Source organism: Yersinia canariae, from assembly GCF_009831415.1.
GTDB classification, from domain to species: domain Bacteria; phylum Pseudomonadota; class Gammaproteobacteria; order Enterobacterales; family Enterobacteriaceae; genus Yersinia; species Yersinia canariae.
This window is the reverse complement of the sequence record NZ_CP043727.1, coordinates 2,192,707-2,217,613: the sequence shown is the minus strand read 5'-3', so window position 1 is coordinate 2,217,613 and position 24,907 is coordinate 2,192,707. Positions and strand designations below refer to the sequence as shown.

Sequence of the window (24,907 nt, the reverse complement as noted above, 5' to 3'; positions counted from 1 at the left end):
TGCAAACTGATTTTCCCCTGTGACGTCGCGCAAGAATGTCACCCCATTCGCCGCACCGTCACTATTGAGGATATCGGCAACCCGACTGCGTTTTTGTGTTCAGATTTGGCCGCAGGAATGACCGGGGAAATTCTGCATGTCGATGGCGGCTTTAGCCAATTATTCGCTAACGTAACAACATTTTTGTTATATATAATAATATGTTATTACTTTTAGTTATGGATTATGGTTTAACATTATTTTATCTCGTAAACTCAATCAGCAATGATATCCACTGTGTTCATTCCATAAAACAACAGGATATCTCGCCGATGCTGATACCTCACACTTTGCATAACTCCCTGCCAGATACCGCAATATCCGCCCTCTTTATCATTATTCATCCGCACCTATCGAATGGGGCGGCGGTGACTCACCCACCTTTAACTTTGGCGTGTTGCTGCCCCTAACGGAGGTCACTATGGTGCAATTTAGACAGCAAAACAATGCTCATTGGTATCATGAAACTCAGCGCAGTGGCCGGGTCTTGGCAACACATATTGCTGGCGCAATTGATGCGGTGAATAGTGATAATACCTATCAGGGAGGAAATATTATCGAACAGGGTATTTTTCTGCTTGGCTTAGCGAATGATATTCCCACAGCATTAAATGACACCTTACAACACCATGGCGCGATGTTATCTGCTTCAGATGTCATGTATCAGGCGCTTTTCCCGCCGGTTGTTGAACTCAATCGTGAAAATACATTTTCTCTTTATGACAGATTAAGCAGTGCATTAACTGTCGCACAGGTGACCGGGGTTCAGCGCTTATGCAGCCACTATGCTGCTCGCCTCACACCGCTTTCCAGCCCTGATGCTTCGCGCGAAAGTAATATCCGGCTCACACAAATCACCCAATATGCACGCCAACTCGCCAGCCAGCCGACATTAATTGACCGGCATGCGCTACAGCAATTGGCTGAAGTGGGGCTTACGGATGCAGACATTATTGTTTTATCGCAGATAATTGGTTTTGTTGGATTTCAGGCCCGAGTGGTCGCGGGGGTTGCTGCTCAGGCGGGCTATCCGACCGTTATGCTGCCCGGTTTCCCTCGTATGGAGGATGCGCAGTCAGCCCCGTTACCGGAAGGAAAGCCGCAATGGCAAGGTTGGCTGCCCTCACTGGCGGAAAACGAGCCGATGACAGAATCAGACTCCACGGCGGATACTGCGGTAACACTCAACCAGCTACTGGCGCACAATCAACAGAGTTTTCAACCCTATAGCGCGATTATCACCCGGCTGTATAGCCGCCCGCGAGTCCCGTCTGATTGGCTGGAGTTAGTGTCACTGGTGAGTGCCCAAATCAACGGCAGCCGCTACTGCCAGGCAAACCATCAGCATAATTTGCTTCAACTGACAGGAAATACCGCGTTATTAGCCGCGCTACCGTCAGGGATTGACAGTGCCCTGGCAATACAGTCCAAGGAACACAATATCCACCCGCTTATCTCGCTCGCAGCCGAACTGACTCGTGGCCCAGAGCGCTTTAGCCATCAGCATATTACGCCGCTACAGACTATTGGCCTCAGTGATACGCAAATACTCAGTATTATCTTCTATGTCGCCTCGGCGGGATGGGCTAACCGCCTGCGCCACACTTTAGGGCAAACTGTTTGATGGCGGCAACCATGCCAATCATCACGCCTCGTGGGAAGTTAGCCACTCCTGAGTGACATCAAAGAAGTGCTGGGCCAGCGGCGTCACCCGCCCTGGTTCAGCAACCACCACCGCCGCATGGCGGCTCATCTTAGGAATAATCAATGGCCTTCGCTGCAACGCCGGGGACATGTCCTCCAGCAAACTGCCCTGCGGGAACAGGCCGCAGCCCAGCCCGACAAAGACCCCTTGCAGCAACTGAAATATAGACGTGCTTTCCAGCCGAGCATGCAATGACAGACCGGCGTCGCGAAAGCTATTATCCAGATAACGGCGAAAATAGCGGCTAGGTTCCGCCAAACAAAGGGGTAATTCGACAACTTGAGACAGTGTTAACGGCTCGGTGCCTATCAATTGCGGGAAATGTTCCGGGTGGAAAACCACATCGACCCCGCGATCAACCAGTGGTTGGGCTTGAAAATGCAGCTCATTCAATGTCGCTAATTCAAAAAAACCCATTCCCACATCAACTGAATGCCCCGTCAACGCCGCCAGTAACTGATCAGCACTTAACACGGAGACCCGATAGTCCAACTGCGGATAGCGCTCGCTGGCACTTTTCAGCAGCCGAGCCAATGAGATACTGCATTGTGGCACCACGCCGATACGCAGTGTGCCATTCAAACCATTTTTTAGGGATTCGACTTCCAGTTTTAACCCTTGATAGACAGAGACAATTTCTCTGGCCCACGCCAAAACACGTTCGCCTTCCGCGGTAAATCCTTCAAAATTATTGCCACGGTTTATCAGAGCAACACCCAACTCCCGCTCCAGATTCTTTAAGCGCATCGACAATGTCGGCTGACTCACAAAGCTGGCTTCAGCCGCGCGGCCAAAGTGCCGCTCGCGCTCTAAATTACAGAGATAGATAAGCTGCTTGATATCCATACACAATCTCAGATTTTCATGATTTCATCAGTATACCATTGTGCCCCTGATAGATGTTTTGCAGTAGAGGCCTTTTCCGGCTAAAAATTTACACAACTCTCTGATCCAGATCTCAGTTCACTGTTAGATGCAGCCTTTTGACTGGTTAACATTTAATCAGATTTTGGATAATTTCAGACTTTTCATAATAAGCACAATATTGATTTGGTTATTCACATACATATAACGATATGAACCATAAAATAGCCAAATAGCAGAATATATCCCTAAACAAAATCAGTTCAGCTTTTAATCAAAACAAAAATTCGCCAAACAGCTAAAACATAAACGTTAATACTGCATAACATTTGCAACATAGTCTTATCGCGCTGACAAGGATATATGTAACAGAACATTACAAAAGACTTGTCTCGCTGACAAAGATAGTGAACATTAACCGCCGCTAAACATCTTATAACAACGCAAAAGGATGCCATTTCGTGCATTCACTTTTGTCTTTCCTGTCATTTATGTCAGGTAGTGAAAACAGAGGTTTCCGTGTCAACAGCAAACAACAATCAGCAACCACCCAATAACAGCCAACCCGAAATCAGCCTGAATGCATTCAAGCAACCGAAGGCGTTTTACCTGATTTTCTCTATCGAGCTTTGGGAGCGGTTTGGTTATTACGGCCTACAAGGGATCATGGCCGTTTATCTGGTAAAAATGCTTGGGATGAGCGAAGCCGATTCAATCACTTTGTTCTCCTCTTTCAGCGCCCTGGTCTATGGTTTTGTTGCCATCGGTGGCTGGTTAGGAGATAAAGTCCTCGGTGCAAAACGTGTCATTGTGCTGGGCGCACTGACGCTAGCAGTCGGTTATGCCATGATTGCCTACTCCGGCCATGACATTTTCTGGGTTTATCTGGGCATGGCAACTATTGCCGTGGGTAATGGTTTGTTCAAAGCCAACCCGTCGTCCCTGCTTTCAACCTGCTATAACAAAGACGACCCGCGTTTGGACGGTGCATTCACTATGTACTATATGTCCGTCAATATCGGTTCGTTCTTCTCTATGCTGGCGACCCCATGGTTGGCAGTGAAATATGGCTGGAGTGTGGCATTCTCACTGAGTGTTGTCGGGATGCTGATCACCTTGGTGAACTTCTGGTTCTGCCGTAAATGGGTGAAAAATCAAGGTTCTAAACCTGACTTCGCACCATTACAGTTTAAAAAACTGCTGATGGTATTGGTCGGCGTCGTTGCTCTGATTGCCTTGTCGAGCTGGTTGCTGCACAACCAGATAGTGGCCCGTTGGGCACTGGCGTTAGTTTCCGTCGGCATTATTTGCATCTTTGCTAAAGAGACATTTTCACTGCACGGCACCGCTCGCCGCAGAATGATCGTGGCCTTCTTGTTGATGCTCGAAGCGGTCGTGTTCTTTGTGTTGTACAGCCAAATGCCAACATCACTGAACTTCTTCGCCATTCATAACGTTGAACATACTCTCTTTGGTATTGCCTTTGAGCCGGAACAATATCAAGCATTGAACCCATTCTGGATTATGGTTGCCAGCCCGATACTGGCCGCAATCTATAACAAAATGGGCGACCGCTTACCTATGCCGCACAAGTTTGCTTTCGGCATGATACTGTGTTCCGCAGCCTTCCTGGTACTGCCGTGGGGTGCAAGCTTCGCCAATGAACACGGGATTGTTTCCGTCAATTGGTTGATTCTCAGCTATGCGCTGCAAAGCATCGGCGAATTGATGATTTCGGGTCTGGGTCTGGCGATGGTTGCGCAGTTAGTGCCTCAGCGGTTAATGGGCTTCATCATGGGGTCATGGTTCCTGACCACTGCCGCTGCTGCCCTGATCGCGGGTAAAGTTGCCGCATTGACGGCGGTACCGAGTGATATCACCGACGCCCATGCATCACTGGCAATCTATAGCCATGTATTTATGCAGATTGGTATTGTGACCGCTATCATCGCCGTGCTGATGATGTTGACCGCACCAAAGCTGTATCGCATGACTTTAGCGCCGACAGAAAGCAACAAAGCACCATCCGCCACCGCCGTTTAAACATTCGGTTGGCTAAAAGCGCTCTTTCGGGAGCGCTTTTTTTTTGTTTAACACTGACGCCCATCAGTTATCTGACCATACCGCCAACTGATACCCATCGGGGTCGGTAAAGTGGAAACGTCGCCCACCCGGAAAAGCAAAAATTGGCAGCACGATAGTCGCTCCGGCATCTTCTAACCGTTTTTGCGTCTGTTCCAAATTATCCGCATACAGAATGATTAACGGCCCGCCATTGGGATGAACCTCGCTCAAGGTGGTGAAACCGCCGGTGAGCCGCCCATCAGTAAACTCACAATATTGCGGCCCATATTCAGTAAAACGCCAATTGAAAACCTTGCCGTAGAAATCTTTCGAGCGGGCAATATCACTGACGGCAAACTCTATGTTGTCGATTCGACTATCATTTCCCTGAATTCCCATAACCTACTCCTATTAAAATAGCGCTATTAAGTCACTCATTTATCTTAAACATTTGCTGAGACTATAAATATAGCCCGCCTTAATAATGATAACTTCCTCACATTATTCGTGTACAAAAAATAAACTATACTGATCTTAGGCCGCACAATGTTAACCCTTATCCTGAGGGCATATCAGGATGATATTGGTCTGTTGTTGGCGGTCGATAACAGGTAGGAGGTGATTTATGATCAACCATGTTTGGGGGCTGATGATCCACCCCGGTCAAGAGTTACAGCAGATCAAACGTGAGGGCGAAAGCGTACGCCATATGTACGCGCATCACATTCTCCTGATGGCTGCTATTCCGGTAATTTGTGCGTTTATCGGCACCACGCAAGTCGGTTGGAATTTTGGTGATGGCCAAACCATAAAACTGACAACCTTAACCGCGCTCTATTCTGCTGCAATTTTCTATGTTTTGATTCTGGCCGCCGTCGCGCTAATGGGCCGTGTGATTTATTGGATGGCCCGCCGCTATGAAAGCCGCCCGAGTTGGCAAAGTTGTACTCTATTCGCCGGTTATGCCGCCACACCGATGTTTTTGGCCGGAGTTGTCGCCCTCTACCCGATTATCTGGTTGTGCTTATTGGTCGGGGTAATTGCACTTTGCTATGCCGGTTACTTGATGTATTTGGGCATCCCCACGTTCTTAAATATTGACCGGCAAGAAGGTTTCATCTTCTCCGGCTCCACATTTGCAATCGGGGTGCTCGTCTTAGAATTACTTCTTGGCCTGACCGTCTTACTGTGGGGTTACGGTTCGCGATTGTTGTGACACCGTCACGTGTTGCTGCATCCGCTCTCGGTGTAATTTTGCGGAGAGCGGGCCTCTAATGTGCTATTTGAATGCCGTAACAGGCTTTTATCGTGATTAATGTCGCCCAGATCGCAATCTCTTACATCCCCGCACAGAATAAGGTTGTACACTGTGTGAGACTGATGCAAACAAGGCAAAAAAAATGAAAAAGCTGACATTAAAAGAAATGACCGAAAGTGAGCAACGCGATGTCAAAACGCAACTCGATAAAGCCAGAATAAATATAGGAAGGGCATTAACTAACTCAGAACAAAATAAAGTGAAAGACGAAGCAATAGAAAAAATCATGAACGCCCGCGAACAAGTTGCCAAATTAACCCGCGTAGAAAGAAAAACCAAAAAAACAGCACCAAGCACCACCACCTTTAGCTGGTCCGCTTCTATCAGCACACGTCCACCACGGTAATTGATTTCCACTGACTAAGATAATTGTCATGGATAGCCTACAGTGGGGGAAATTCGCCACTGTAGGTACTTACTGCATAATTATATTACATTGCCCTGGCTGCATTTTTTGTCTGCCTGCCTTAGGATTACAGAAGCTTTTTCTTTCAGTACTTGATTAAGGAGTTTGTGATGAAATTGTTCTATAAACCCGGTGCCTGCTCTTTATCCCCACATATTGTATTACGTGAATCGGGATTAGACTTCAGTATTGAAAGCGTCGATCTGGCGACTAAAAAAACTGAAACGGGTGAAGACTATTTAAGCATCAATCCCAAAGGACAAGTCCCTGCGCTGTTGCTCGATGACGGTAGCCTGCTCACTGAAGGGGTTGCTATCGTGCAATATCTGGCAGATAAAGTGCCGGATCGCCATCTTATTGCCCCATCAGGCACCCTTTCGCGCTATCACGCTATTGAGTGGCTAAACTTCGTGGCGACTGAATTGCATAAAGGTTTCAGTCCACTGTTTAACCCTAAAACACCCGATGAATATAAAGCCATTGCCTGCGAGCGCCTGGATAAGCAATTTAGCTACGTCGATAGCGAATTAGCAAAGCATGATTATCTGCTAGGCTCAAAATTCAGTGTGGCTGATGCCTATTTATTTACCGTGACCCGCTGGGCCAATGCACTGAAGCTTGAAATTAAACAACGTAGCCATTTAGATAAATTTATGGCGCGTGTGGCTGAACGCCCGGCAGTAAAAGCAGCCCTCGCGGCTGAAGATGCAAAGAAATGAGTAATTAGATTAAGATTAATGGCAGTGCCCCTGATTCAGGGGCATTTTAGCGGCAGATTATAATTTCGTCGCCGTAAATTGGCAGGTAGGATGAACAATTGCGTCCTGTGCTGCAACCACCTGAAGTTCATACTCACCCATCTCCTGAGTTTTCAGCATAACTTCATATACCGCGGCAGTCACATGTTCTAGCGCTTTATCTAATGGCTCACCTTTGAGTAAATTCACCAGCAATAATCCACTGGTCAAATCACCCACACCAACAGGCTGACGCGCGCCAAAATCCACCAGCGGGCGGCTGATATGCCAGGCATCCTCAGCGGTCACCAATAACATTTCAAAACAGTCAGGATTATAACCGGCGCGGCTCAAGTGCTTAACCAGAACCACTTTCGGCCCTTTAGCACAAAGGTCTCGGGCAATATTGACGGCTTGCTCAACATTTTCTACCCGTACACCACTGAGTTGCTCCAGTTCAAGCAAGTTAGGCGCAATGATGTCGCTGGCCGGCAATGCCTCTTTACAGAAAAACTCTGCCACACCGGGGGCCACAATACAGCCTTTTTCAGGATGCCCCATGACCGGGTCACAAAAATACCAAGCATTTGGATTAGCCTGCTTGACTCGCGCGACCGCCGCCAAAATATGCCCACCCTGCTCAGGTGAGCCAATATAACCACTTAATACTGCATCACAATCTTTCAGCCGATCAATATCGGCAATACCTTGGACAATTTCAGTCAGATGGCTGGCTGGCATGACGCAACCCGTCCAGTGCCCATATTGAGTATGATTCGAAAACTGCACTGTATTCAGCGGCCAGACATTAACCCCCATCCGGCGCATAGGAAATTCAGCAGCACTATTACCTGCATGGCCAAAAACAACGTGTGACTGAATTGAAAGTATATTTTTCATTGGTACGGCCTAAAGTGAATAAACCATCAGCAAAAAATAAGGGACATTCAAGCCCCTTATTTTCTTTTACTCTTATAGCCAGCTAATCAGGCAATAATGTTTTTTGCCGCGACGCAATAAGGTATAGCGCCCAAATAGACGGTCACTCTCGGTGAAAGTGTATTCCGGATCTGATTGCTTCTCACCATTGAGGGCTACAGCATTGGAGCTAATCATAGTGCGCGCTTGACCACGGGAAGGAACCAGTTCGGCATTAACCAACGCCTGTTGCAAATCCGCATCACGGCTCAATTCAATGGTGGGCATCCCATCTTGCGCCAACTGAGCAAAATCAGCCTCGGTCATTTCGTTCAAATCACCGGAGAACAAGCTGGCAGTAATGCGCTTCGCCGCGGCCAAACCTTCCTCGCCATGTACCATGCCCGTGACATTTTCTGCCAGAACATACTGCGCGCGGGGCGCTTTACCACTGTTTTTATCTTCTTCTTCCAGCGAGTTGATCTCTTCCAGACTCATGAAAGTAAAGAATTTCAGGAAACGATAAACATCAGCATCTGCGGTATTGATCCAGAATTGGTAGAATTTGTAAGGGCTGGTTTTCTTCGGATCAAGCCACACTGCCCCGCCTTCGGTTTTACCAAACTTGGTGCCATCTGCTTTGGTTATCAGTGGAACGGTCAGGCCATAAACCTGCTGCTGGTGAAGACGGCGAGTCAAATCGATACCGGAGGTAATGTTACCCCATTGGTCAGAACCACCGATTTGCAATGCCACGCCGTGTGCTTCATTCAGGCAAGCAAAATCATAAGCTTGCAACAGATTGTAGGAAAACTCAGTAAACGAAATGCCGCTATCATCACGATTCAGGCGCTGCTTCACCGCCTCTTTATTAATCATCTGATTAACAGAGAAGTGCTTGCCGATATCGCGCAGGAAAGTCAGCACATTCATGCCACCAAACCAATCGTAGTTATTAGCGGCAATGGCGCTGTTTTCACCACAATCAAAATCCAGGAATGGGGACACCTGACGACGGATTTTCTCCACCCACTCATTCACAGTATCTTCAGTATTCAGCTTACGTTCGCTGGCTTTAAAGCTTGGGTCACCTATCATACCGGTAGCGCCGCCAACTAAAGCAACCGGGCGATGCCCTGCCAGTTGGAAACGCTTTAGGCACAACAACGGAACCAGATGACCTAAATGCAAGCTGTCTGCGGTCGGATCAAAACCGCAATACAGTGAAATTGGCCCTTGCGCCAGTTTCTCTACTAACGCGTCTTCATCCGTAACCTGGGCAACGAGGCCCCGCTCTTGCAATTGTTTAATTAGGTTGCTGCTGGTCATCAACGACTCCATTGTCTTTTACAAAAATTGTCTTCTTCAGAGTAATCAGAATATACCCCAAGAACTTGGAATTGCAGGTAGGCAGCAAGCGCATAACAAGTCGGCCGACAGCCGATTTGAACAATATTTATGCAAACCCATAAAGTGGGGGAATACACCCCCCTGCGACTTCAAGTACGAAGGGTATAGAATAAAGCGCCTGCCATACGAGCGCTAGGATTAACCACAATTATTTCATCGTGTTCAAGGGGCTAAACGGTCAATTTTCCATGCTTCGGCATCCCGTTGATAGATAAAACGGTCATGCAAGCGGTGTTCGCCCCCTTGCCAAAACTCGACGGAGTCGAATTTAACGCGGAATCCGCCCCAGAAGCTGGGTAGCGGGACGTCACCTTGCTGGAATTTTTGTTTTAGCTCGAGAAATTTACTTTCCAGCACGCCACGGGCGGAAATTCGCGAAGATTGCTGGGATACCCAAGCGCCAATCTGGCTGTCTTTGGGGCGGGAGCTGAAATATTTCAGCACTTCGAGGGTGGAAAGGCGCTCTGCTTTCCCCAGAAAAATGACCTGTCGGTCCAGCATATGCCAGGGGAATAGCAAGCTAATATGTGGGTTTTCAGCTAATTGCTGTGCTTTACGACTCCCCAAATTGGTGTAAAACACCAAACCGTGATCATCATAATGCTTTAGCAGCACAATCCGCTGATAAGGCTGGCCAGTAGCATCGACGGTTGCCACGCACATTGCCGTCGGATCAGGCAAACGCGCATCACAGGCTTGTTTTAGCCAGCGCTCAAACAATTCCAAGGGATTTTCGGTTAAATCACTACGACGGAGACCGCCACGGACATATTCACGGCGCAAGTCTGCAACATCAAATTCATTATTGTCAGTCATATAAGCTCTGTTATGCACAGGAAAGCAGTGATTATCATTCTGCCCTTGCAGCAACAGAATCACAATCACCCTAAGCCGACAACGACCTGATTATTTGATCAAAACACAGTCATTGATGATGACCTTTTCGTCACGCTCAACAAAAGCCGTATTTCCTTTCGACCAGAAAGTATAATGCCCATCACTGTATTTAGTGCCGGATGCCGCACGCACTTGCGGCAAGCTCAACTGTTTACCATCTAAAACCAAACTGACTTTATCTTGTTTATTGTCCTGCATGACCTTCAGTTTGGTGGTCCCACATTGGTAATGTAAAGTTTCATTCTTCGGTTGCACCAAACTGCACCCCGACAACATGAATACGGCTGTCGCGCCCAATACTGCGGTCACTCTCAATAAATAGTTCATTTTGCCGTCCTTATTGCATGAATAAGCCACCATAACCTATGGCAGCTTAACACCGTCATCGTGACGATACAGGATAGACTGCTCCTAAAATGGTTTCGCAACTGGCACCGGTCACTGATGGCAAATTACCCGATTTACCCGATAGCGTTCGAAATGCGAGCCAGGCGAATGCCAGCGCCTCCATATCATCGCCGCTGACACCAAAATCATCGGTGACACACACTTCGGTGCCGGGCAGTAATGTTGACATCCGCGACATAACTAAGGGGTTTCTCGCCCCGCCGCCGCAGACCAGCAACCGCTCACAGCCCCCGGCCAACTGGACTTGTTCAGCAATAGAAAGTGCGGTTAACTCCGCGAGTGTCGCCTGGATATCTTCGGGTTTTATCCCCGGAATTTTAGTCAATTGCTTATCCAGCCACCCAGCATTGAAATACTCGCGCCCGGTGCTTTTCGGCGCAGGTTTCGCAAAGTATGGGTCACTGAACATCAGTTCCAATAGCGGTTGATTGACCTTACCTGACAAGGCCCAAGCAGCATCGTTATCATAAGGCAACGCGCGATTACGCCAAATCCAGGCGTCCATCAGCATATTTCCCGGGCCGGTGTCAAAACCCCGCACCGGTAAATCAGGTAAGAGCATAGATAAGTTTGCGATGCCACCGATGTTCAAAACCATTCGCCGTTCAGTGGCATGGGCCAGTAATGCATGATGGAAAGCTGGCACCAGAGGCGCGCCCTGCCCGCCATAGGCCATATCCCGCCGACGGAAATCCCCAACTGTGGCAATTTTCGTCATGGCGGCAATGCGATTATTGTCACCTAATTGTATCGTAAAGGCAGGTTCTCCCAGCGGTTCATGCCATACCGTTTGCCCATGGCAACCAATCGCCGTGATGTCTTGCGCTGTCAACCCCTCTTTGGCCAATAGAGCCAGCACCGCCTCAGCAAATAATATCCCTAATTGGGCATCGAGTTTCCCCACTGCGGATAATGTGGTTGACTGCCCTTGGCACATGCCGAGAATGTCTTTTTTTAGCTGTAATGGCATCGGGTGGCAATGGCTGGCCTGCTGAGCCACCATGCGCTCATCAATGGCGGCCAGCACCACATCGATGCCATCCAGACTGGTTCCTGACATCACTCCAATAAAACGGCCTGATTTCATAGCAATGACCTTATTTCCTATTTAGGGACAAAATAGCAATGAGACTTTGCGCACGCCAAGTCAGAATAATAAAATTAACACCATGAAAAGATATACTTTTTTAAGTGTATACCGCCATAGGGCCATATCTTAAAGAATGATTTTTATTTGCAAGAAGGGTCACATAAAAGTCACTAATACTTTCAGTATGAGTTATGGCAGTGAAATTTCTTACTTTAAGAAAGTTAAACCGCCGTTTAATATTGGTTGAAGTGTAAACCGCTAAGCTGCGTTTCCATCGATGTGGTCAAAAAATCAAACACACCGTCAAAAATACGTTAAGTAGTGAAATAAATATTTGGGTAAGCCATACTTTATGCAAATACTAGGCCGTCAATGGGCTGGATTTGGATATACCAGGCATACTGAACCGTAATACGGTTATGCATTTTAATAGGAGTTTTTATGATCAAGCCATTAATCGCCGTTGCTATTGCTGCGGTTACTCTGACCGGTTGTGCCAACAATAACACTTTATCGGGTGATGTTTTTAGTGCCTCACAAGCTAAGCAAGTACAAACCGTGACTTACGGTACATTGCTTTCAGTTCGTCCGGTCACTATTCAAGGTGGTGATGACAACAATGTGATGGGCGCTATTGGTGGTGCCGTGTTGGGTGGTTTCCTGGGTAATACTGTCGGCGGTGGTACTGGCCGTAGTCTGGCGACAGCAGCCGGTGCGGTTGCTGGTGGTATGGCAGGACAAGGGGTTCAGGGCGCAATGAACCGTACTGACGGCGTACAGCTTGAAGTACGTAAAGACGATGGCACCACTATTCTGGTTGTACAGAAGCAAGGCCCAACCCGCTTTAGCGTTGGTCAGCGCGTCATGCTCGCCAGCAGTGGCAGTACCGTGACGGTAAGTCCGCGCTAATCGCCATCTCGAAACAGATTTATTGATGCAACCTGTAAAAGCCAGAGATCATAATAATCTCTGGCTTGTTTTTTTACTGCTAAAAATTTTCTTTCTGCTGTGAATAGAGACGTAAAACTTTATTTTACTTACTTTGTAATTGAATAATGTTTCTCTCGAGCTTATCAATCAAACCAGATAATAATTCAATCTCATCTGGCGAAATTCCCCCAAGAATTTCTTTACGAGTGGAACAGATAACACCATCAACCTGCTCTATTATTGGTGAAGACTGTTCCGTCAGTTTTATCCTCTTTGCACGCCGATCATTTGCGCAAGTATGGCGTGTGATTAGCCCTTTCTCCTCCAGTTGATCTAAGGTTCTAACCAATGATGGTTGTTCGATACCAATCGCTTTTGCCAGTTGAATCTGTGATTGCTCAGGTGGTAAACGATTAATGTTATGCAAGGTAACCCAATGCGTTTGGGTCAGCTCCAGCGGTTTCAACCGATGGTCGATAAGTGCGCGCCAAACGCGAACTAATCGTGCTAAATCAGATCCTAATGTCGATTCCAATTGCTCCTCCTTTTATTTAGCGTGCTAGCATAACTACCAGAGTCCGGTCTATTTTGGGTAATTAACATTAAAAACACAAATGTATATATACCGTCGATGCTAGGACAATAGCAATAAATACGGGGAATCCTTTAGCAAAAATTAAGTATTTACTAAAATTACCTCTTAAGGATTAACCTTATGTATGTATCTATATTATCCATAAATGCACCGATGTCAGACCTGGTTTTAGGTGCCTCTATCTATTTCCCGCCGATATTTAAGGCGGTTATGCTAGGTTTGGTGTTATGGCTACTGATCCATCATGTGCTACGGAATTGGATCTACTCTGGTGACATCTGGCATCCAATATTAATGGATCTGTCCATTTTTGTCATTGCGGTCAGTGTTTCTTTATGGATATTAGTCAGTTGGTAAATTGATATGAATCATCAGTCTCTTAAATACCTCTCTTCAGTTATCGTATTCGCCCTCGCACTCTGTGCCGGTTGGTGGATGTGGAATTATTATATGCAATCGCCCTGGACTCGCGATGGTAAAGTCCGGGCTGAATTAGTCAGCATCACGCCAGAAGTCTCCGGTCGGTTGGTTAAAATATTAGTTCATGATAACCAGTTGGTAAGTTCGGGCAGCCTATTATTTGTGATTGACCCACAACCCTATCAATTAGCTCTGGATAATGCCCAAGCGGCCGTTATCCGTGCTCAAGCCGAACTGGCCAAAGCCAATCATGAGGCCGAACGTCGCCGAAATTTACCCAAAAATATCATTTCAGGTGAAGATCTCGATATCGCCAACTTAACTGCGGACAGTATGAAAGCGGCGTATCAGGGGGCGCAAGCAAACCTCGAACAGGCCAAATGGAACCTCAGTAAAACCCGTATTTATGCGCCGGCCAATGGATATATCACTAATTTACAGACTCGCGTGGGTAACTACGCAACCGCGGGTACTCCATTAGTCGCGCTAATAGATACCGATTCATTCTATGTGATGGGTTATTTCGAAGAAACCAAGCTAAGACACATTAGAGAAGGTAATGAGGCCAAAATTGTTTTGTATAATGGCAACATTCCTTTACGGGGTGTGGTCGAAAGTATTGGTCGTGCTATTTATGACCAAAGTGTCGATACCAGCGATAGTTTGCTAGTGGACGTGAAACCTAATGTCCCGTGGGTGCGCCTGGCACAGCGGGTTCCAGTGAGGATTAAATTGCTGGATGTACCCGCCGATGTCACGCTGATTGCGGGCACCACCTGTACAATTTCTCTGGTGGATTAAGAGATGCGCCTGACTCTCCCCTCGTGGCGGCAAACCCCGTGGGGTAAGGCTAATGCGGGTCAATGGCGTTACGCGCTGCGTAATTCGCTGGCCATGTGTTTGGCGCTGTGGATTGCATTTGCGCTGAATTTAGACGAACCCTACTGGGCGATGACGTCCGCGGCAGTGGTCAGTTTCCCCACCGTCGGTGGCGTGATAAGCAAAAGTATTGGCCGGGTCATTGGTAGTCTTATTGGCGCTGCGGCATCACTGATGATTGCCGGACATTGCCTCAATGACCCCTGGCTGTTTACCTTTGTCATTGCCGCCTGGATTGCCTTATGCACTTTTGTCTCAAATCACTATCAGAATAACGTTTCTTATGCTTTTGCGTTGGCGGGCTACACCACCGCCATCATTGCCTTTTCTACCGTCAACACCACTGATACCCAACAAATATTTGATATCGCCCAGGCCCGAGTCTGTGAAGTGATTACCGGCATTCTCTGTGGCGGCCTGATGATGATGCTACTGCCCAGCACCTCAGATGGCGAAGCGCTGCTGACATCATTGCGCCGGATGCAATCTCGCTTGCTGGAACATGCGGAATTATTATGGCAAACAGAACAAAATCCGCAGATTCGCACCTCGCATGAGAGCCTGATTGGGCAAATCCTCACCATGAATTTGCTGCGAATTCAGGCATTTTGGAGCCATTACCGCTTACGTCGGCAAAACAATGTATTGAATTTTATTCTGCATCGCCAATTACGTATCACCAGCGTGATTACCAGCTTACGCCGTATGCTAGCTAACTGGCCATCTCCACCAGAGAACTTGCCCAGCGTATTGGCGCAATTGCTCACGGCCTTACAGCAACCAGATTGTGATAGATATCAGGTCGCCAAGATCCTTCAGCACATTGCTCCCCATGATGAGTTTGATTATCGCCATCGAGCTTTCTGGTTACGATTGCGGCATTTCTGTGGGTTATATTTGCAAGTCAACCGCTGGTTAGCACAACTGGATAAAGAACCTGAAAGCGGCGTGTTGTCACCCCCTCCCGTGACCTCTCTCGCCCGACACACTGACACCTATGAGGCCGCCTATAATGGTCTGCGGACTTTTGCATGCATTGTTATTGGCTGCGCATTCTGGATACACACACAATGGAGCGCGGGCAGTGCCGCGCTGGCATTGGCGGCCGTGAGTTGCGTGCTCTACTCTGCCACCCCGTCGCCCACTGACAGCATTGCCACACTGGTGAAAGCCATTGTTTTACTCTCCATTAGCTGCTTTATCCTGAAATTTGGCGTAATGGTGCAACTTGATGATTTCTGGCAATTTGCCGCACTGCTATTCCCCATTTTAATCACCATGCAGATGATGAAACTCCAGCATCCAGCTTATGCATCCTTGTGGGGGCAATTGATTGTGTTTATGGGGTCATTCCTGAGTGTAACCAACCCGCCCAGCTATGATTATCAGGAATTTCTAAATGATAATATTGGCAAATTAGTTGGTGTGATGTTAGCTGGCGTGGCATTTCAGCTACTGCGCCCCAGCTCTGACAAACGTAAAAGTCGGCGAATTATTCGCATGCTGCGGCGTGATTTTATCGATCAACTCAGTGACCACCCACAACAAAATCAGAATCAATTTGAATCACTGATATATCACCGCATCAGTCAACTCAATCTCAGCAAAGATCAACTGGCCCGCCTGTGGCTGCTCCGCTGGGGAATGGTGCTGCTCAATTGTAGTCATGTGGTCTGGCAGTTGCGGGATTGGCAAACCACCTCTGCGCCACTGTCCGCCGTGCGAGATGTCTGCATTCATTGCTTAAAAGGGTGTATGACAGAGAAAGGTGTCCAGCCAAGTTCATTGCAAGCCACGTTACAGGAATTGCAACGAATGAGTGCTATTTTAGGACAATATCCGGATGCGTCGGGACGAGAACTGGCCGGGCTGATTTGGCGGCTGTATTGCTCGCTAACACAGCTCCAGTTGGCGGTGCCTGGCGAGGAGAATAAAGTTGCGCCAGCCTGAGGCTCGCTGGCGCAAAAAAATGGGCTTAAGGCACGTCATAGCCCAAAGCGGCGCGGCGAATACGGAACCACTGCTGCCGCGTCATCGTCAGGGAAAGTGATGCCCACGCGGTTTTAACGCGCTCTATCTTGCCGGAACCAATAATGGGTAATGGTGCCGAAGGTAAGCGCAGCACCCAGGCATACACCACTTGTTCGATACTTTCCGCGCCAATCTCATCAGCAATGGCCTGCAACTCATTACGTAATGTCTGGAATTCAGGATCACTAAACAAGCGACCACCGCCCAAACAAGACCATGCCATGGGCTTAATACGTAACTGCTGGCAAGCATCCAGCGTCCCATCCACAATGGCTGGCTGGTGCAGAGGTGAAATTTCCACCTGATTAGTGACCAGAGAAAACGGCAGGCGTGACTGCAACAAGCTGAATTGCGCAGGCGAAAAGTTTGAAACACCAAAATGTTTTACTTTGCCGCTTTTGTGTAATTGAGTGAATGCCTCAGCAACTTCATCAGCATCCATCAATGGGTCTGGCCGATGAATTAGCAATAAATCGAGATAATCTGTGTGCAGATGGGTTAAAGATTGTTCAGCACTTTCAATAATATGAGAACGATCCGTAATATAATGCCCCAGCGCATGTTCTGGTTTAGCCGTGGTGGCAATACCACATTTACTGACTAATTCCAGTTGGCTACGCAGGGAGGGTTTAAGGCGCAATGCTTGCCCGAATGCCTGTTCGCATTGATAACCGCCATAAATATCAGCGTGGTCAGCGGTAGTGATACCCAATTCAATATGTTGCTCGATAAAAGCTAGCAATTGTTCCGGTGTCATGCCCCATTCCATCAGCCGCCAATATCCGCAAATCATGCGGGAAAACTCAGGCCCTAGCGGAGCCAGTTGGCTACGTGTATCCATTATTAGCTACCTCATTTGTTTATCTGCCTATCAGCATACACAACCGACAGAAAGGGTAAATCCTCCCTGACCAATGAATTGGGGCTGAGTAACTAAATCGCCATAATCGCTAAACGGTAAGACAAAATAATGTTGAATCAGAATAATGAAGGCTGTTCTGGCAATGGGTCGTCCAGTTGTTTATTGGCGCGCTGCAAGCGCAATAGGCGTTGACGGCATAACCGCAGGACATCCCGCTTTTGTGGGTCACTCATTTTCATCCAATTAAAGCGCTCATCCCGGCTACGCATGCAGCCACGACAAAAGCCACGGTCATCTGTTTGACAGATACCACGGCACGGACTGGGGATGTCAAAAAACTCAAGTTGCTGAGCCAAATAGCCTCCTACTGCTAACACTTTAATTGAAGACTGCTTCGACGCGCCTGACAAGTCCCTATTTCTCATCGTGACCAACACAGCGCTCCAACCACTAAGGTTATCTTAAGTTTCATTCAGTAGCATTCAATCAATTAGTGAACTGTAGGGTTTGATTTTCACAATGAATGTTCGATATAAGTTACAGTGTAACGGATTGGTTTTTATTTTAGCCACGGCGCTGTTTTTTACTCTTTTCCAGAATGCACTGTTTATTGATAAAGCCTGGTCGCTCATTCACTTTGACAGCAGTGACAGCTACTTATTTGCCGCGACCATTCCGGTCGTTATTTTCTGCGCCCTCAATATCATTTTTAGTCTATTAGCGGTGCCAGTGCTGCGCAAACCGCTCATTATTATATTTCTATTAGGCGGCGCGGCAGCTAACTATTTTATGTTCAGTTACGGTGCTGTCATTGACGCCAATATGATGCAGAACGCGTTTGAAACCAATTCACAGGAAGCCACCGCCCTTTTCACTCCGCGCATGGCCTTGTGGCTGCTGATATTGGGTATTTTCCCGGCCATTGTTATCTGTTTTGTGCATATCAGGGCAACCCGCCCTTGGTGGTATATGTTGGGGCTGCGTGTAACCAACATACTGATATCAACTGTCATTATCATGCTCGTCGCCACACTGTTTTATAAAGATTACGCCTCACTTATCCGTAATAATAAAAGTATCGTTAAGATGCTGACGCCATCCAATTTTGTCAGCGGTAGTTTTCAGTTTGCTAAACATAAATATTTCGCCAGTAATATGTCACTCGTGACAATCGGAGAAGATGCCCATAAAGGCCCTTTAATTAGCGGGCAACCAAAGAAAACACTGGTGATTTTAGTGGTCGGAGAAACAGCCAGAGCAGAGAATTTTTCGTTGGGCGGCTATGAGCGGGAAACTAATCCTCGCTTACAAAAACAGGATGTTATCTATTTCCAAAAGGCCTCTTCTTGCGGAACAGAAACCGCGGTTTCCGTGCCCTGTATGTTCTCGAATATGTCGCGTAAAAATTATGATGCCACACTTGCCAGCCATCAGGAGGGCTTGATGGATATTCTTGCTCATGCCGGGTTGAATGTGTTGTGGCGGGAAAATGACGGTGGTTGCAAAGGTGCCTGTGACCGAATTCCTCACCAAGATGTGACTCAGTTACAATTAACTGTCGAGTGTGAAAATGGTGTCTGCTTAGACAATGCATTGCTCTACAAGTTAGATGATTATATCAATGGATTACAAGGTGATGCAGTCATTGTATTGCACCAAATGGGGAGCCATGGCCCCGCTTATCACCGCCGTTCCACAGCAGAAACACGTCAGTTTTCCCCAACCTGTGATAGCAACCAAATTCAAGATTGCACGTCACAGGAACTGGTAAATACGTATGACAACTCCATTCTTTACACTGATGCGATGCTCGATAGCACCGTTAAATTACTGCAACAACATAATAATAAATTTAACACCGCCCTGGTCTACCTCTCTGATCACGGTGAGTCATTAGGCGAAAATGGCCTGTATTTACACGGAACGCCCTACATGTTTGCCCCCAGCCAGCAGACACACATACCTTTTTTAATGTGGTTATCACCTGAATATACAAAAAACTATGGCATAAATCGCCAATGTGTAGCCGATAGCGCACAACATGATGAAATTTCGCAAGATAATCTCTTCCACACCCTATTGGGGATGATGAATATTCAAACTACTGAATATCAATCTGGAATGGATTTGCTACAGAAATGTCGAAGTGAAGGTTAGCCAACAAAAAGTACTAATAAATAGCCCATAGATAATGATTTTAATGCCAGCGTCCCCTCTGCTGGCATTTTTTTCTTGACCTAGACCGATCGGTCTATTAAGCTTTTAGTCATGAACAAAATACAGCACACACACGTAGACACCCGTGAACATTTGTTAGCAACCGGTGAGAGCCTCAGCCTGCGCCTTGGCTTTAATGGCATGGGTCTCAGCCAATTACTCACCACTGCGGGTATCCCGAAAGGGTCGTTTTATCACTATTTCCGCTCAAAGGAAGTCTTCGGTGAGGCGATGCTACAGCGCTATTTTGATCGCTATGACGCTGAAATGGAAAACCTGTTAACGGGAACACAAGGTGATAAACGCCATCACCTGCTGCACTATTTTGCTCAAGCTATTGCCAACTATTGTGGTAGTGAATGCCACAATGCTTGTCTGGCGGTTAAACTATCAGCCGAAGTAAGTGATTTATCCGAACCTATGCGCCATGCGCTAGATATCGGCACTGCTCGCGTCATTGGTCGTTTGCAAGATGCTATCGAAGCCGGTATTAAAGAAGGCTCGCTGCGCATCACGCTTTCCCCTGCTGCCACCGCAGAAACGCTCTATGCCCTGTGGCTAGGCGCGTCGTTGCGCGCGAAGGTGAAACGATCAGTTGCGCCGCTGACTTGTGCGCTAGAAAGTATTGAACTGATTTTACAACCTGCCCAATAATCCAATGATCCTGAATCTATACTTTTTTGTTTTCAGGATTTACCCAGTCTCTAGTCGACTGGTCTATTAATATAGGATGCACCATGAAGACTGCTAAACTGTTCTCCCCTGTGAAGGTTGGCGCGCTCACTTTGCCGAACCGTGTATTTATGGCTCCACTGACGCGTTTACGCAGTATTGAGCCAGGTGATATCCCAACACCTTTAATGGCTGAATATTATCGTCAACGTGCCAGTGCGGGTTTGATTATCACCGAAGCCACACAGATTTCTTTCCAGGCGAAAGGCTATGCCGGTGCTCCGGGGTTACACACTCAAGAGCAGTTAACCGCATGGAAAAAAATCACTCAAGCCGTGCATGATGAAGGCGGACATATTGCTGTGCAGTTATGGCATGTTGGTCGTATTTCACACAACAGTTTGCAGCCGGGTCAACAAGCACCCGTGGCCCCTTCGGCCATTGCCGCAGATACCCGCACCACAGTACGCGACGAAACCGGCGCTTGGGTTCGTGTTCCCTGCTCTACCCCGCGCGCACTAGAAACGAATGAGATCCCTGGCATCATTAATGATTTCCGCCAGGCAACAGCTAATGCCCGTGAAGCTGGATTTGATTATATTGAACTGCACGCGGCCCATGGCTATTTATTGCACCAATTTATGTCTCCGGCATCGAACCAACGTACCGACCAATACGGTGGCAGCATTGAAAACCGTACTCGTCTGACACTGGAAGTGGTTGATGCCACTGCGGCCGAATGGGGCGCTGAACATATTGGTATTCGTATTTCACCTTTGGGGCCATTCAATGGTCTGGATAATGGTGAAGACCAAGAAGAAGCCGCGTTGTATCTGATAGAAGAATTAAACAAACGTCATATCGCGTACCTGCATATTTCTGAGCCAGACTGGGCCGGTGGTAAGCCTTACTCAGATGCTTTCCGCGATGCCGTGCGCGCACGTTTCAAAGGTGTGATTGTCGGTGCGGGTGCCTATACTGCAGAAAAAGCCGAAGACCTGATTGAGAAAGGATTTATTGATGCCGTCGCCTTTGGCCGTAGCTATATTTCCAATCCGGATCTGGTTGAGCGTTTGCAGCAAAATGCGCCACTGAATGAACCAGACGGCGAGACTTTCTATGGTGGTGGTGCTAAAGGTTATACCGACTACCCAACATTGTGATTTATCTATAATTTAAATCATTAAATAACAGCCAGTTAGACTAACCCTCTCACTGGCTGTTTTGTTTTTGGCGATTGAGCGATAAAGCATAAAACTGTCTTTCAATCTTATTGTTAGATGTTGTAGTGCTGTCTTAGCTATTAGCTTAAATATTCAGTGGTTAATTTTGAATTAAGCTCCGGCGATGCAAACCAATTGATTTTGTGAAATATGGCGCGTAAAAATTAAAAGAATACATATAGGAGTTTCAAAAATGGATAGCGCTATTGTTTCAGTTTTAACTATAAGTGGTGTTATCGCATTAGGGGCCATGTCACCTGGGCCAAGTTTTATTCTTGTTGCCCGGACAGCAATGTCTTCTTCACTTAAAAATAGTTTAGCCGTGGCATTCGGCATGGGGACGGGATGTGCATTCTTTGCCTTCGTGGCTTTATTGGGCTTGCAATCATTGTTATTGACCGTACCTTGGCTCTATATGTCTCTTAAAGTCGGAGGCGGGCTTTATCTCATCTATTTAGCATTTAAAATGTTCTTCGCCCCTAAAAGGACACTAAAATTTGAATCTGAAGCGGTGGCGCAACGTAGTCTGTCCCGCTCATTTTATATTGGCCTCATGACACAAATCAGCAACCCCAATACAGCCCTGGTTTTTGGGGGAATATTCGCCGCCATCCTGACCCAGAATATCGCTGGCTGGATGTATATTGTTTTGCCTGGTTTAGCATTCCTGATTGATCTCATTTGGTATGCCATTGTTGCTTGCCTTCTCTCCGCCCCAGTTCCACGGAACTATTATATGCGGTTCAAAATATACTTTGACCGTCTTGGTGGTGTAGTCATGGGCCTTCTTGGCCTCAAGTTAATATTTCAAAAATAGAAACTGGCCTTTATATGACAGCCCCAAAGACTATTCCACCGGCTATAGTAGCAAATGCACGTGAGGTCATTAAAATGCGTTTCTATTGAGGGCCGCGGATGGAAGAATATACCGTGGTAATAACAAATAGTGATACTGAAAGAACAAAAGAAAATATTGTCACCAATACACTCATTATGACGTCTGCAATCGCTAAAATAAAAAATTCCATTTAATGACTTACCGATAAATATTTCATTCCATAAGCTGCATATCACTCAGTCCAAACATTGCCCCTCATCAGGGTTCCGAGGTAGTGAGTGAAGTCATATTACTATATGATTATGACTTAATTTTGATTTACAATGACTTTTAAATATTAACCTGTTGATTTAAAAGAGGTATTATGAAGCGCTTACTCCATACCATGATCCGCGTCGGTGACCTGCAACGTTCCATCGATTTCTACACCAAGGTATTAGGGATGCGTTTACTGCGAACCAGCGAAAATACCGAGTATAAATACTCGCTGGCATTCGTGGGTTATAGCGATGAAAGTGAAGGCTCAGTGATTGAGCTGACGTATAACTGGGGCGTTGATAGTTACGAGATAGGGACTGCATTTGGTCACCTGGCGCTGGGCGTGGATGATGTTGCCGCCACTTGCGACCAAATTTGTCACGCCGGAGGCAAAGTGACCCGCGAGGCTGGCCCAGTCAAAGGCGGTAATACTATTATTGCTTTTGTTGAAGATCCCGACGGTTACAAAATCGAGTTAATCGAGAATAAGAGCGCCGGACACGGCCTCGGAAACTGATTAACCAGAAGGCACCTGCAAGGTGCCTTTTTTCTCATCGCGATATCCCCCTGCATCCCGCGCTAAAATTTGACATAATGCGTGCTGAATTCGCTGAAGATAAGAAGCTGATGGCAGATAAAAGTGACATTAACGCCCTGAGTGGCCGTTTTCGTGGGTATTACCCCGTAGTAATTGATGTAGAAACCGCCGGTTTTAATGCTCAAACCGACGCATTATTAGAAATTGCCGCCGTCACCTTGCAAATGGACAAGGAGGGCTGGCTACTGCCTCATGAAACACTGCATTTTCATGTAGAGCCGTTCGAAGGTGCCAATCTGCAACCTGAAGCGCTGGCATTTAATGGGATCGACCCAACTAACCCGTTACGTGGTGCAGTCAGTGAACATGATGCTTTACATGCTATTTTCAAAGCCGTTCGCAAAGGGCTGAAAGATCAAGGCTGTAACCGCGCAATTATCGTCGCGCATAATGCCCATTTTGATCACAGCTTTGTGATGAACGCGGCCGAACGCGCCAGCTTGAAACGCAACCCATTCCACCCATTTGCCACTTTTGACACGGCAGCTCTCAGTGGGCTAGTTCTGGGGCAAACTGTGTTGGCAAAAGCCTGTCTGACGGCAGGTATTGCGTTTGATAGTAGCCAGGCGCATTCTGCTTTGTACGATACAATGCAAACAGCAAAATTATTCTGTGAGTTAGTCAATCGCTGGAAAAAGTTGGGCGGCTGGCCAGTCCCGGCGGGTGAGTCAGAGTAATATGGTGCCAGAATAAATAGAGATTTCATGATAAAAAAGGTGGCCTGAAAGCCACCTTTTGTTTGTTGTGCTGACCAATCAGCACATTACTCTGCTGCGGGTTTTTCTTCTTCCGCACGGTATTTATCGGCTGTTTCTTTCAGCAGCTGTTGCAACTCACCACGCTGATACATTTCCATCAGGATGTCGCAACCGCCGACCAACTCACCATCAACCCATAGCTGAGGGAATGTTGGCCAATTAGCATATTTTGGCAGCTCAGCACGAATATCTGGGTTTTGCAGAATATCAACATAAGCAAAGCGTTCACCACAAGCTGATAGCGCCTGCACAGCCTGAGCAGAGAAACCACAGTTTGGCAGCTTAGGTGAGCCCTTCATGTAAAGCAGGATTGGGTTTTCTGCTATCTGGCGCTGAATTTTATCAATCGTCGTCATTTCTTGCTTCCTCAAGCCATTTTGTGGCTACAATACTTAGAACCTATCCATTAGGGCTATTTTATTATTGCGTCCGGCCTATTGTAGCGACTGTCACGGCTAGAATAAAACGCCATCTTTTGCAGGGGCTTTATGCTGCCAGTGAATAGTTATAGTGCCAGCTACAAATATGTGCATTTAGAATAACATTTTTGATCCCCTCACTTCATTATTATCTTCATTGTGAGATACCAAAAATACCGGCGGGTTAACCCGTTGACGTATGGTTGATTTAAGGCCAGAGGCCGTGTGAAAAATCGACAATTGCGACGCCATTAACGTTTTCTCACAATATCGACTAGAATCCTGTATCTCTGTGCTTTTTTATATCGTGAGTTTCGGCAATACTGTAACTCTTCATATTCATTTCAGGGC

Annotated in this window: 26 protein-coding genes and 1 pseudogene; 16 read left to right on the top strand and 11 right to left on the bottom strand. The window is 47.0% G+C overall.

What is annotated here, in order from left to right; translation table 11 throughout:
- Positions 1-30: 30 nt before the first annotated feature.
- Together F0T03_RS10275 and F0T03_RS10270 are read left to right on the top strand one after the other, a co-directional pair.
- A pseudogene (locus F0T03_RS10275) lies at positions 31-216 on the top strand (SDR family oxidoreductase); the annotation flags it as partial.
- A 244-nt stretch (positions 217-460) separates the two neighbouring features.
- Complete coding sequence (locus F0T03_RS10270; RefSeq protein ID WP_159678190.1) at positions 461-1,663, top strand: CMD domain-containing protein; 1,203 nt, start codon at positions 461-463, stop codon at positions 1,661-1,663.
- Positions 1,664-1,684: 21 nt separating this feature from the next.
- Here F0T03_RS10270 and F0T03_RS10265 read toward each other — a convergent pair whose 3' ends face one another.
- The gene (locus tag F0T03_RS10265; protein WP_159678188.1) at positions 1,685-2,590 is read right to left on the bottom strand and encodes a LysR family transcriptional regulator; all 906 of its coding nucleotides are present in this window, start codon (positions 2,588-2,590) and stop codon (positions 1,685-1,687) included.
- Positions 2,591-3,127: 537 nt separating this feature from the next.
- On the opposite strand from F0T03_RS10265, the gene dtpA reads away from it, so the two are divergent.
- Positions 3,128-4,651, top strand: coding sequence for a dipeptide/tripeptide permease DtpA (dtpA, locus tag F0T03_RS10260; protein ID WP_162526932.1), 1,524 nt, complete (start codon positions 3,128-3,130; stop codon positions 4,649-4,651).
- Positions 4,652-4,714: 63 nt separating this feature from the next.
- On the opposite strand, the gene F0T03_RS10255 is transcribed toward dtpA, so the two are convergent.
- Positions 4,715-5,071, bottom strand: coding sequence for a VOC family protein (locus F0T03_RS10255; protein WP_145556669.1), 357 nt, complete (start codon positions 5,069-5,071; stop codon positions 4,715-4,717).
- Positions 5,072-5,297: 226 nt separating this feature from the next.
- On the opposite strand from F0T03_RS10255, the gene F0T03_RS10250 reads away from it, so the two are divergent.
- From F0T03_RS10250 to gstA, 3 genes are all read left to right on the top strand, one after another.
- Positions 5,298-5,888 carry a Yip1 family protein gene (locus F0T03_RS10250; RefSeq protein WP_145556670.1) on the top strand — a complete coding sequence of 197 codons (591 nt, stop codon included), beginning with the start codon at positions 5,298-5,300 and terminating at the stop codon, positions 5,886-5,888.
- A 184-nt stretch (positions 5,889-6,072) separates the two neighbouring features.
- On the top strand, positions 6,073-6,336 hold the full coding sequence (locus F0T03_RS10245; RefSeq protein WP_145556671.1) for a YjbD family protein: 264 nt from the start codon (positions 6,073-6,075) through the stop codon (positions 6,334-6,336).
- 170 nt (positions 6,337-6,506) lie between these two features.
- Positions 6,507-7,115 (top strand): glutathione transferase GstA, encoded by a 609-nt coding sequence (gene gstA / locus F0T03_RS10240; protein WP_145556672.1) that lies wholly within the window; start codon positions 6,507-6,509, stop codon positions 7,113-7,115.
- A 57-nt stretch (positions 7,116-7,172) separates the two neighbouring features.
- Here the strand turns inward: gstA and pdxY are convergent, their stop codons facing one another.
- The 5 genes from pdxY to anmK all read right to left on the bottom strand — a co-directional run bounded on the left by pdxY (position 7,173) and on the right by anmK (position 11,853).
- Entirely contained in the window at positions 7,173-8,033 is an 861-nt protein-coding gene (gene pdxY, locus F0T03_RS10235) for a pyridoxal kinase PdxY (RefSeq protein WP_145556673.1), read from the bottom strand.
- A gap of 72 nt (positions 8,034-8,105) precedes the next feature.
- Positions 8,106-9,380, bottom strand: coding sequence for a tyrosine--tRNA ligase (gene tyrS / locus F0T03_RS10230; RefSeq protein WP_159678186.1), 1,275 nt, complete (start codon positions 9,378-9,380; stop codon positions 8,106-8,108).
- Between the two features lie 243 nt (positions 9,381-9,623).
- The gene (pdxH, locus tag F0T03_RS10225) at positions 9,624-10,277 is read right to left on the bottom strand and encodes a pyridoxamine 5'-phosphate oxidase (RefSeq protein WP_145556675.1); all 654 of its coding nucleotides are present in this window, start codon (positions 10,275-10,277) and stop codon (positions 9,624-9,626) included.
- Between the two features lie 90 nt (positions 10,278-10,367).
- Positions 10,368-10,685, bottom strand: a complete 318-nt coding sequence (locus tag F0T03_RS10220; RefSeq protein WP_145556676.1) for an MliC family protein — start codon at positions 10,683-10,685, stop codon at positions 10,368-10,370.
- A gap of 55 nt (positions 10,686-10,740) precedes the next feature.
- Complete coding sequence (anmK, locus tag F0T03_RS10215) at positions 10,741-11,853, bottom strand: anhydro-N-acetylmuramic acid kinase (RefSeq protein ID WP_159678184.1); 1,113 nt, start codon at positions 11,851-11,853, stop codon at positions 10,741-10,743.
- 444 nt (positions 11,854-12,297) lie between these two features.
- Between anmK and F0T03_RS10210 the strand changes: the two genes are divergently transcribed.
- Positions 12,298-12,765: an outer membrane lipoprotein gene (locus tag F0T03_RS10210; protein ID WP_005165921.1), complete on the top strand. Its 468-nt coding sequence runs from the start codon at positions 12,298-12,300 to the stop codon at positions 12,763-12,765.
- 124 nt (positions 12,766-12,889) lie between these two features.
- On the opposite strand, the gene rovA is transcribed toward F0T03_RS10210, so the two are convergent.
- Entirely contained in the window at positions 12,890-13,321 is a 432-nt protein-coding gene (rovA, locus tag F0T03_RS10205; protein WP_004706617.1) for a virulence master transcriptional regulator RovA, read from the bottom strand.
- A 180-nt stretch (positions 13,322-13,501) separates the two neighbouring features.
- On the opposite strand from rovA, the gene F0T03_RS10200 reads away from it, so the two are divergent.
- The 3 genes from F0T03_RS10200 to F0T03_RS10190 are packed head-to-tail and all read left to right on the top strand — an operon-like array spanning position 13,502 to position 16,630.
- Entirely contained in the window at positions 13,502-13,738 is a 237-nt protein-coding gene (locus tag F0T03_RS10200) for a DUF1656 domain-containing protein (protein WP_145556678.1), read from the top strand.
- Positions 13,739-13,744: 6 nt separating this feature from the next.
- Positions 13,745-14,602, top strand: coding sequence for an efflux RND transporter periplasmic adaptor subunit (locus tag F0T03_RS10195; protein WP_159678182.1), 858 nt, complete (start codon positions 13,745-13,747; stop codon positions 14,600-14,602).
- Positions 14,603-14,605: 3 nt separating this feature from the next.
- Positions 14,606-16,630: an FUSC family protein gene (locus F0T03_RS10190; RefSeq protein ID WP_159678180.1), complete on the top strand. Its 2,025-nt coding sequence runs from the start codon at positions 14,606-14,608 to the stop codon at positions 16,628-16,630.
- Between the two features lie 25 nt (positions 16,631-16,655).
- Here F0T03_RS10190 and F0T03_RS10185 read toward each other — a convergent pair whose 3' ends face one another.
- Together F0T03_RS10185 and F0T03_RS10180 are read right to left on the bottom strand one after the other, a co-directional pair.
- Positions 16,656-17,552: an aldo/keto reductase gene (locus F0T03_RS10185; RefSeq protein WP_159678178.1), complete on the bottom strand. Its 897-nt coding sequence runs from the start codon at positions 17,550-17,552 to the stop codon at positions 16,656-16,658.
- Between the two features lie 137 nt (positions 17,553-17,689).
- A complete protein-coding gene (locus F0T03_RS10180) occupies positions 17,690-17,929 on the bottom strand; it encodes a DUF1289 domain-containing protein (protein ID WP_005165934.1) in 240 nt (79 codons plus the stop codon).
- Positions 17,930-18,092: 163 nt separating this feature from the next.
- On the opposite strand from F0T03_RS10180, the gene eptA reads away from it, so the two are divergent.
- The 6 genes from eptA (at position 18,093) to rnt (ending at position 24,056) form a co-directional block, all read left to right on the top strand.
- Positions 18,093-19,730 carry a phosphoethanolamine transferase EptA gene (gene eptA / locus F0T03_RS10175; protein WP_159678176.1) on the top strand — a complete coding sequence of 546 codons (1,638 nt, stop codon included), beginning with the start codon at positions 18,093-18,095 and terminating at the stop codon, positions 19,728-19,730.
- A 111-nt stretch (positions 19,731-19,841) separates the two neighbouring features.
- Positions 19,842-20,444: a TetR/AcrR family transcriptional regulator gene (locus tag F0T03_RS10170; protein WP_159678174.1), complete on the top strand. Its 603-nt coding sequence runs from the start codon at positions 19,842-19,844 to the stop codon at positions 20,442-20,444.
- Between the two features lie 83 nt (positions 20,445-20,527).
- Positions 20,528-21,625: an alkene reductase gene (gene nemA, locus F0T03_RS10165; protein ID WP_145556684.1), complete on the top strand. Its 1,098-nt coding sequence runs from the start codon at positions 20,528-20,530 to the stop codon at positions 21,623-21,625.
- 253 nt (positions 21,626-21,878) lie between these two features.
- On the top strand, positions 21,879-22,502 hold the full coding sequence (locus F0T03_RS10160) for a LysE family translocator (protein WP_145556685.1): 624 nt from the start codon (positions 21,879-21,881) through the stop codon (positions 22,500-22,502).
- 385 nt (positions 22,503-22,887) lie between these two features.
- Positions 22,888-23,298 (top strand): lactoylglutathione lyase, encoded by a 411-nt coding sequence (gloA, locus tag F0T03_RS10155; RefSeq protein WP_159678173.1) that lies wholly within the window; start codon positions 22,888-22,890, stop codon positions 23,296-23,298.
- Between the two features lie 110 nt (positions 23,299-23,408).
- Positions 23,409-24,056, top strand: coding sequence for a ribonuclease T (rnt, locus tag F0T03_RS10150; protein ID WP_145556686.1), 648 nt, complete (start codon positions 23,409-23,411; stop codon positions 24,054-24,056).
- A gap of 86 nt (positions 24,057-24,142) precedes the next feature.
- Here rnt and F0T03_RS10145 read toward each other — a convergent pair whose 3' ends face one another.
- Positions 24,143-24,493: a Grx4 family monothiol glutaredoxin gene (locus F0T03_RS10145; protein WP_004706606.1), complete on the bottom strand. Its 351-nt coding sequence runs from the start codon at positions 24,491-24,493 to the stop codon at positions 24,143-24,145.
- Positions 24,494-24,907 lie beyond the last annotated feature (414 nt).